The sequence below is a fragment of the Providencia sp. PROV032 genome, from assembly GCF_028484875.1.
In the GTDB taxonomy this organism is placed as follows: Bacteria; Pseudomonadota; Gammaproteobacteria; order Enterobacterales; family Enterobacteriaceae; genus Providencia; species Providencia rettgeri_E.
Genome location: NZ_JAMPSX010000003.1, coordinates 370,356 through 376,710, shown reverse-complemented (window position 1 = coordinate 376,710; position 6,355 = coordinate 370,356). Strand labels below are relative to the sequence as shown.

At 39.5% G+C, this 6,355-nt stretch carries 6 protein-coding genes; 3 read left to right on the top strand and 3 right to left on the bottom strand.

What is annotated here, in order from left to right; translation table 11 throughout:
* Window positions 1–154: 154 nt before the first annotated feature.
* Entirely contained in the window at window positions 155–1,024 is an 870-nt protein-coding gene (locus PSF42_RS03065) for an aminoglycoside 6-adenylyltransferase (RefSeq protein WP_272679423.1), read from the bottom strand.
* Window positions 1,025–1,275: 251 nt separating this feature from the next.
* Here PSF42_RS03065 and nadA point away from each other — a divergent pair, with 251 nt between their 5' ends.
* The 3 genes from nadA (at window position 1,276) to aroG (ending at window position 4,514) form a co-directional block, all read left to right on the top strand.
* Entirely contained in the window at window positions 1,276–2,316 is a 1,041-nt protein-coding gene (gene nadA, locus PSF42_RS03060) for a quinolinate synthase NadA (RefSeq protein ID WP_125893434.1), read from the top strand.
* A 66-nt stretch (window positions 2,317–2,382) separates the two neighbouring features.
* Window positions 2,383–3,105: a nicotinamide riboside transporter PnuC gene (pnuC, locus tag PSF42_RS03055; RefSeq protein ID WP_125893432.1), complete on the top strand. Its 723-nt coding sequence runs from the start codon at window positions 2,383–2,385 to the stop codon at window positions 3,103–3,105.
* 353 nt (window positions 3,106–3,458) lie between these two features.
* A complete protein-coding gene (gene aroG, locus PSF42_RS03050) occupies window positions 3,459–4,514 on the top strand; it encodes a 3-deoxy-7-phosphoheptulonate synthase AroG (RefSeq protein ID WP_125893430.1) in 1,056 nt (351 codons plus the stop codon).
* Window positions 4,515–4,580: 66 nt separating this feature from the next.
* Here aroG and PSF42_RS03045 read toward each other — a convergent pair whose 3' ends face one another.
* The gene (locus PSF42_RS03045; RefSeq protein WP_272679422.1) at window positions 4,581–5,321 is read right to left on the bottom strand and encodes a hypothetical protein; all 741 of its coding nucleotides are present in this window, start codon (window positions 5,319–5,321) and stop codon (window positions 4,581–4,583) included.
* Between the two features lie 160 nt (window positions 5,322–5,481).
* The gene (gene gpmA / locus PSF42_RS03040; protein WP_125893426.1) at window positions 5,482–6,234 is read right to left on the bottom strand and encodes a 2,3-diphosphoglycerate-dependent phosphoglycerate mutase; all 753 of its coding nucleotides are present in this window, start codon (window positions 6,232–6,234) and stop codon (window positions 5,482–5,484) included.
* Window positions 6,235–6,355 lie beyond the last annotated feature (121 nt).

The following is a 6,355-nucleotide window of genomic DNA, read 5'->3' as shown; positions in this document are numbered from 1 at the left end:
ATCTTAAAATATCTAAAAAATAAACGGACTGAAGAACCTAACGTCTATATTGGCGTAGAGCACGGATGAAAAAAGCATGGTTAGGTTGAAGGGAATTAAAATACGTATGTAACTAAAAACACAGCACTCCTTTGCTGTATTTTAAATGGATCACTTAAAATATTTCAGGTAGTAATCCATTGTCCTGCAAAATACCAATAAGTAATTCTTGCATATTCTCTGCCATCGCCTGCATGTTATCGAAGCCTTGAAGGCTAGCGACCTCGGTAGTGGCCTCATTAAAGTAACGCATTAAGCATTGAAGAGACAGTGCGGCACTTTGTGCGGTTCCACAATTAAAGATAATTTCTAGCGCTTCGATATATTTCTTAGGCATCCATTCATGGTAGTTACGTCCTTTATACCAAACATCATTATTTTGCATGGCGACTAGACGCTCTATCATGGTCAAAAAATACTGTTTCATATCAGCACTTCTTGACCATGCGACCCATAATTCATCTCGAGTTAAAGCTACCGTGACCTGATGAGCTTCATGCCAAAAGTCAGAGACAACTTCAGTAAATTGCTCCGCAGTGAATTGAGGTGGTGTGAGTACTTGTTGATTAATACTTTCAGGTAAGTTTTCGGTGATCCCTGTTTTATCGAGTAATACAGCAAAACCACGAGAAAAAGTGGCATCTAAACCTTCCTGCTTCATCTTAGATAATCGCTCAGGTTCAGCAAAAGTAAAATCTACTTTACGACCCTCTTTAAAAATGACCAAACAGGTTGGCCAATCAGGCGCATCTTCTTCAAGATTTAGCAAATGAAGAGCAACTAAAGGTTCACCAAACTGATTAATCCAAGACTTCTGCTTAAATATTTCAGTTGTACCATGGCCAATCAATTCAATATCAATATCTGAATAGCTATCAGCGTCTTGTTCCCGAGCGCGAGATCCCGTCAATATGACCGCTTCAATTCTTGGATCGAGTAATGAAATAGAGATAATTTTATTTATTAAAGATGCAGGTGATTCCATAACTGGCCTATTAAGTATAACAATGGCTGCTACGATACCGATAAAGGCATATAAAAGCGAAGGTTTAAACGTAAAAAGTGTAAGAAAGCCGAAATATGAGCTCAAAAGGTCATTCGATAGGTAAAAAGAAAGGAGACTTATTAAGCTAAGTGGGGTATCTTGTTTAGTATATAAAACAAAATGTGCGTAAACTTGCGGTTTTAAACTTATATAAGGTGATAAAATCGCTTTTTGCTAAACAGAGGCAACCAATGAGCGTGTTTATCGATTTTGACCAGTCAGTTTATCCATTCCCAGCAAAACCAGCACGATTAAGCTCGGATGAAAGCGCTTTTTATCGGCAGAAGATTAAGTCGCTTTTGGTTGAGAAAAATGCGGTAATCGTTGCACACTACTATACCGACCCTGAAATTCAAGCATTAGCTGAAGAAACGGGAGGCTGCGTTGCAGACTCTCTGGAAATGGCGCGTTTTGGGGCTAAACATTCAGCATCTACCTTAGTTGTTGCTGGAGTGAAATTTATGGGCGAAACCGCAAAAATTCTCAGCCCAGAAAAGCAAGTATTAATGCCAACATTAGAAGCCCAATGTTCTCTGGATATAGGCTGTCCTGAAGAGGCGTTTATTCGTTTTTGTGATGAGCACCCTGATAGGACTGTTGTGGTGTATGCGAATACATCAGCAGCAGTAAAAGCGCGGGCTGATTGGGTAGTGACATCCAGTATTGCTGTTGAGTTAATCGAGCACCTTGACAGCTTGGGTGAGAAAATCATTTGGGCACCTGACCGTCATCTTGGGCGTTATGTTCAACAGCAAACAGGTGCTGATATTCTTTGTTGGGAAGGGGCTTGTATTGTTCATGATGAGTTTAAAACCCAATCATTAGAAAAAATGAAAGCGTTGTACCCCGAAGCTGCGGTATTGGTTCACCCTGAGTCACCACAAGCGATTGTCGACCTTGCGGATGCGGTGGGTTCTACAAGCCAGTTAATTAAAGCTGCACAAAATTTACCTAACCCATCGATGATAGTGGCGACGGATAAAGGTATTTTTTACAAAATGCAGCAAGCTTGCCCGGATAAGACGCTTTACATCGCTCCGACAGCGGGTGAGGGCGCAACATGTCGAACTTGTGCACATTGCCCTTGGATGGCAATGAATGGCTTAAAAGCGATTGCTGAAGCTTTAGAAGGGAGTGCCCAAGGCCACCAAATTCAAGTTAGTGAAATATTACGAGAAAAAGCATTACGGCCATTAAATAAGATGCTAGATTTCGCAGAGAGTCTAAAATAATAAAATACCCTTTAAATGAAGTACTGAGCAATACAAGATTAACGATCACTTATAAAGGATTTTGGGATGGATTTCTTTAGTACAGCCAATACGTTAGTGCAGATCCCACTCTGGGGTTCAGTTTATGATTTGTCTTACATTGAAGCGGTGGGGACGGTTGCTGGTTTACTTTGTATTTTGCTTGCTAGCTTAGAAAAAACGATTAATTACCTGTTTGGGCTAATTAATGTTTCTCTCTTCGCCGTTATTTTTTTTCAAATTCAGCTGTATGCAAACTTATTGCTACAAATATTTTTCTTCGTTGCCAATATCTATGGTTGGTATGCATGGAGCAGAGTCTCCAGTTCGCAACAAGCAGAGCTAAAAATTCGTTGGTTAAGCTTACCAAAGGCCGCTATCACACTCGTTATTTCAGTCATCGCTATTATTTATCTGACATTTAATATTGATACGGTATTTGGTGTGCTGGCGAGATGGGCTGTCGAGTTATTAAACCTATTTGGTGCCAACCTTGCGATGCCTACGATAGAACCTGACGCATTCCCATTCTGGGATTCAGCAATGACCATTCTTTCTGTTGTCGCAATGATTTTAATGACGCGTAAGTATGTTGAAAACTGGTTATTGTGGGTCATTATTAACGTCATCAGTATTGTGATTTTCTTTATTCAAGGCGTTTATGCCATGTCATTAGAATACTTAATTTTATTAGGTATCGCCCTAAATGGCTCTAGACTTTGGATAAAATCAGCAAAAGAAAACGGTTCTTTGCCTATTTCCCGTACTTAGAGAGAAAAAATCGACTAAAACAGCGAAAGTGACATTATCGTCATTTAGCTGTTTTAGCTATTATTTGCTCTGTAAAATGCTATTCTTGCTGACTTATTGTGCTAAATTTCAACATTTCACCTCATTTTATAATTGGCGACTAATAAACTCCTGGTTTTATCGTGCGCTTGGCTGTTTACAGATGTCTGTTGAACGGTTAGATTAAAATTTCGATGCTAATTATCTTTTATCCTTTGGGTACAGCGAAGAGATTCAGCTGTCTACTCTGCGCTTTGTTCGAGCGAAACTAACGTGGATAAATTTGGCATGTAAATCAACTACAGTAAAAAATAATAAACATTGGATATACGGGTATGAATTATCAGAACGATGACGTCAGAATAAAACAAATTAAAGAATTATTACCACCAATTGCTCTGCTCGAAAAATTTCCAGCAACCGACAAAGCTGCGTTTACCGTTCATGAAGCACGCCTGGCAATCCACAATATTTTAGCCGGTAAAGATGACCGTTTAGTGGTCGTCATTGGCCCTTGTTCAATTCATGATACTAAAGCGGCTTTAGAATATGCTGAGCGCTTGGGTAAATTACGTGAGGAATTAAAAGGCTCATTGGAAATCGTGATGCGGGTGTATTTTGAAAAGCCGCGCACAACAGTAGGCTGGAAAGGGCTAATTAATGATCCTAAAATGGATTGTAGCTTTGATATTAACGAAGGTTTACGTATTGCTCGTGAATTATTGCTGACAATCAATAACCAAGGCTTACCAACTGCGGGTGAGTTCTTAGATGTCATCAGCCCACAATACGTGGCAGATTTGATGAGTTGGGGGGCAATCGGTGCTCGAACCACTGAATCACAAATTCACCGTGAGCTAGCGTCTGGTTTATCTTGTCCTGTTGGTTTTAAAAATGGTACAGATGGCACAATTAAAATTGCCATTGATGCAATTAACTCTGCGCGTTCAGCCCACTGTTTCTTGTCAGTGACCAAGTGGGGACACTCTGCGATAGTGAACACCAGCGGAAACCCAGATTGCCATATTATTTTACGTGGTGGTAAAGAACCAAATTACAGTGCTAAGCACGTGAAAGAAGTCCGTGAAGGGCTAGAGAAAGCAGGGCTTGTACCTAGCATCATGATTGATTTTAGTCATGCGAATAGCTGTAAAAAATTCGAAAAACAAATGGAAGTAGCAACGGATGTTAGCGAGCAAATTAGCCAAGGCGACCGCTCGATTACAGGAATTATGATTGAAAGTAATCTTATTGAAGGTAACCAAAACCTCGAATCTGATGAGCCACTCGTTTACGGTAAAAGCGTGACGGATGCGTGTATTGGTTGGAGTGATACTGAAAAAGTATTACGTCAATTATCGGATGCAGTAATTGCCCGCCGTAATCGATAAAACGTAGTTATAAAAAGCCAGTAATATCGATGAAAGAACATCGTTAACTGGCTTTTTTATGGTATTTTATTTTTGAATTCTATTTAATAATTCTTCCAGCTTAACTTGCTCTTCCGGTGTTGCATTCGCTGGTGTTGCCGTTAATTGTAGTACTCCATTATCGGTCTGAACATCAAAGTGTACTTTACCTTTCTCGCCTTTAACATATTTCACCTCTTTTAATGGAATACGATAGCAGTAGGCAAAAATATTTGGGCGAATATAGAAATAGGAATCTTTAATCGCTAAATAGACACCATCACTCGCTTTTTTGCCAAAGTAACCAAGGAAAATGGTGAAAACAAAGAGGAACATCCCCAAACTTTGGCTCAATATAATAAAAGTGACACTGATTAAACCAAGTGCAATGACTAAAATACGGTTATTGCGTTTGTTAAACTCAACGCGTTGGTCAAATTGAACATTTAAAGAGGTATCAAATTGGGTTAACTGGTGATAACGCCAACGGATCGCAGAGAAAATCATGCCCATGGTAAACACAATGGTGATTGGCATTAATGCGAGGCTACTTAATACGGCAAGAACAATGGATAACCTAGGTTTATAAGTCATCACCATCATACTAATAATTTGTACTGGAAAACTGACACAAGCAATGATCATTAAGGTTTTCATCAGTTCGGCATTAGCAGCACCATTTGAACCATCAACGACGAGTTCACCGCCTTGGATCATATATAACAGAGAACCTAATATACTGGCACTAAGTACAAGACCAACCCAAACATACATATTAAATTTATTCATTTTACTGTTTTATCAACCTTTCAATCTGTTTTCCCTATGATAATCGGTTATTGTGATTTCTTACACCTTGAGTTAATGAATTTTGTGGGAAAGGAAGATAATCATAACAAAAAAGGGCTAAGCTTTCGCTTAACCCTATATTGATAATAACCGTAAGTGCTTACTTCGCTTTACCTTGGTTTGCTACAGCAGCTTGTTTAGCTGCGATTTCATCTTGGTTACCTAAATAGTAACGTTTGATTGGTTTCATGTTTTCATCGAATTCATAAACCATTGGAACCGCAGTTGGGATATTCAGGTTGAGAATTTCATCTTCACCCATGTTATCTAAATATTTAACTAAGGCGCGTAAAGAGTTACCGTGAGCTGCAATGATGACTTTTTCACCGCTAGCAACGCGAGGTTTAATCACTTCTTCCCAATAAGGGATAACACGTTCGATCGTAGTTGCTAAGCTTTCAGTGACAGGTAGCTCTTTTTCTGACAGTTTCGCATAGCGAGGGTCATGGCCAGGGAAACGCTCATCATCTTTGGTCAATTCAGGAGGGGTGATGGCAAAACCACGACGCCATAATTTAACTTGTTCGTCACCGTATTTTGCCGCAGTTTCTGATTTGTCCAAACCTTGCAGTGCACCGTAATGGCGTTCATTCAGTTTCCAGCTTTTTTCAACAGGCAACCATTGTTGTTCAACTTGATCAAGGATATTCCATAAAGTATGGATAGCGCGTTTCAGAACGGAAGTGTAAGCAAAATCAAAAACAAAACCTTCGTCTTTTAGCAGTTGGCCTGCAATTTTTGCTTCTTCGCGGCCTTTATCAGACAGTTCTACATCAGTCCAACCGGTGAAGCGGTTCTCTTTGTTCCACTCACTTTCACCGTGTCTTACTAAAACCAGTTTAGTTACAGCCATAGCTAAAACTCCTATCAGTACACTCAAATTAAAAATGAATTATTGCTGACCTACATTATAGGGATAGTCAACTCGAACGCCAGTAGCAACTTACGTTTTATCTAAACCAAATCAAAAAAGT